This window comes from Streptomyces sp. NPDC054847 (genome assembly GCF_053610925.1).
Map to the genome: position 1 here is coordinate 1 of NZ_JBSGZJ010000688.1, position 2,321 is coordinate 2,321.

Genomic DNA, 2,321 nt, shown 5'->3' on the forward strand with positions numbered 1-2,321 from the left:
CTACAATGCCGCACTCGTCGGCAGCGTCATATCTCTACACGAGAGGGGCCTTCCGACTGCTCGGAAGGCCCCTGCGGACTCTGTACCCCCGACCGGATTCGAACCGGCGCTACCGCCTTGAGAGGGCGGCGTGCTAGGCCGCTACACAACGGGGGCATGCATCCTGCGACGCGCTGGGCTACCAGGACTCGAACCTAGACTAAATGAACCAGAATCACTCGTGCTGCCAATTACACCATAGCCCATGGTGGTTTAGACCAGTACCCCCGACCGGATTCGAACCGGCGCTACCGCCTTGAGAGGGCGGCGTGCTAGGCCGCTACACAACGGGGGCCCTAGCGATCCTCACCCGGCGATAGCCGGATGTTGTCACCGCGTGAAGCATCGGGTGCGACCCGGATGATCACGTGGGAAGGATCTGTACCCCCGACCGGATTCGAACCGGCGCTACTGCCTTGAGAGGGCAGCGTGCTAGGCCGCTACACAACGGGGGCTTTGCAGATAAGCTCTGCGAGCTGGCCTACCAGGACTCGAACCTAGACTAACTGAACCAGAATCAGTCGTGCTGCCAATTACACCATAGGCCACCAAAACTCAACCCCCGACTGGGGGTCTTGTTCGGTCTGCGCTTCCGGCTCCCGGGCTTTCGGCCCGCTCTCCTTGGCGCAGGAAGAACATTACCCGAAGGTGGACGGCGCTCCAAAACGGGTATCGGCGCGGAGCAGGCCCGGAAGCTCGTCGAGACCGGTGATCCTGATCAGTTCGGGACGCCCGCCGAGCCCCGCGCGGTCGAGCCAGATCCCGGTGAGTCCGGCCTCGACGGCGCCCCGGGCGTCGATGTCCGGCTGGTCCCCCACGTACGCCACCTCGTGCGGAGCCAGTTCCATGGCCTCACAGGCGGCCAGGAAGGCCCCCGCCTCCGGCTTGGAGATCCCGATCTCCACCGCGCACACGACGGCCTCGAAACGGTCCCGTACGCCGAGCGTCCGCAGCTTGCGCTCCTGGTTGTGGATGCTCGAATTCGACAGAATCCCGTGACGATGGTCATGGGCCAGCAGGTCCAGAACGGGCACCGCGTCGGGAAAGAGGGACCACGCCGCCTCGTAGTGCCTGACATGCCGGCCGAACCAGGCGTCCGCTTCCGCGTCGGTCATGTCCCGGGCTGCGAGGAACGTGCGCACCCGGTCGCGGCGCTGCCCCTGGAAGTCGGTCTCACCCGCGGCGAACCGGGCCCACTGGACGTCGGTGATCGCGCGCCAAGCGACGAGGGCCTGCTCGAGGCTCTGGTACCCCTCGGGCAGGCCCTCGTGCGCGAGGTGCTTGCTCATGCCGACGCGGTCGGCGCTCGCGTAGTCGAAGATCGTGTCGTCGATGTCCCAGAGCACGGCTCGGATCGGCATGGGGCCGAGATTACGCGGCGGGGCCGGACTCCGGTACGGCGCGCGTCACCCCGCGACGCGCTCGTCCTCCGAGGGGACGACGAAGAAGTCGGTGACGAAGCAGGTGACATCGCCGTCCGCGTCCCGGCCGACCCAGGTCGGGTAGGCGCCGTCGCCCCAGCCGGACATGAAGGCGATCAGGTTGTGGCCCGTGTCGGGGGCCGTGATCGTGTGCGGGCCGAGGCCCGCGTCCCCACCGGCGTCGAAGGCGTCCCAGAGCGGGCCCTTGTCGCCGACGCAGTCGGGGAACGACTCGTCGCAGGCGGCGTCGTAGAAGCAGCCGGTGCCGGCGTCGACGCCGTAGGCGAAGAACTCGTCGTCGGCGAGGGAGGCGGGGTCCTGGCCGGCCTGGTGGGCGATCTCCCAGGCGACGGGCGCCGTGTCCTTGATCAGCAGGCGGGCGGCGGCGATCCGCAGGTGCGGCGGCTCGTCGTCGGCGGGTTCCTCGTCGCGTTCGGCGATCGTGGCGACGGCGCACTCCACGCGGTAACGCCCGGGCGGCACCTCCGCGGTGAAGGGCTCGGACTCGCCGGTGCCGAGCGAGACGAAGGGGTCGCAGGCCACGACCCTGCCCGTGGGCAGCCACAGCTCGCCGGCCGGCGTCACGGACATCGTGCCGGCCTGTCCGCCCTCCTCCTCGAACCGGTTGCCCGGTGTGAAGTGCCAGGAGAAGTCGGGGGCGGGCATGGGCATGGGGTCCTCCGGCGGGCGGTGATCGGGATCCCACCGACCCTAGTGGTGCGCTCCGACAACGCCGAGGGGGCGGGGGGGGTGCACCGGCCCCCCCCCCCCCGCCCCGCACACTAAAACATAAGCGGGGAGCGTAGCCACTGCCGCGTGGATCCGGGCGAGGGGGTTGTGCATTCCCACCTTATCCAAGGC

The 2,321-nt window shown here is 68.7% G+C and carries 2 protein-coding genes and 5 tRNA genes; all 7 read right to left on the bottom strand.

The window, feature by feature from the left end; translation table 11 throughout:
• Positions 1-83: 83 nt before the first annotated feature.
• The 7 genes from ACWGH4_RS34235 to ACWGH4_RS34265 all read right to left on the bottom strand — a co-directional run bounded on the left by ACWGH4_RS34235 (position 84) and on the right by ACWGH4_RS34265 (position 2,132).
• A tRNA-Glu gene (locus ACWGH4_RS34235) sits at positions 84-156 on the bottom strand.
• Between the two features lie 17 nt (positions 157-173).
• A tRNA-Gln gene (locus ACWGH4_RS34240) sits at positions 174-245 on the bottom strand.
• A 16-nt stretch (positions 246-261) separates the two neighbouring features.
• Positions 262-334: transfer RNA gene (locus ACWGH4_RS34245), tRNA-Glu, on the bottom strand.
• 87 nt (positions 335-421) lie between these two features.
• Positions 422-494, bottom strand: a tRNA-Glu gene (locus ACWGH4_RS34250).
• Positions 495-515: 21 nt separating this feature from the next.
• Positions 516-587, bottom strand: a tRNA-Gln gene (locus ACWGH4_RS34255).
• A gap of 90 nt (positions 588-677) precedes the next feature.
• A complete protein-coding gene (locus ACWGH4_RS34260; protein ID WP_453467707.1) occupies positions 678-1,400 on the bottom strand; it encodes an HAD family hydrolase in 723 nt (240 codons plus the stop codon).
• A gap of 45 nt (positions 1,401-1,445) precedes the next feature.
• Positions 1,446-2,132: a DUF4241 domain-containing protein gene (locus tag ACWGH4_RS34265; protein WP_453467709.1), complete on the bottom strand. Its 687-nt coding sequence runs from the start codon at positions 2,130-2,132 to the stop codon at positions 1,446-1,448.
• Positions 2,133-2,321: the final 189 nt, after the last annotated feature.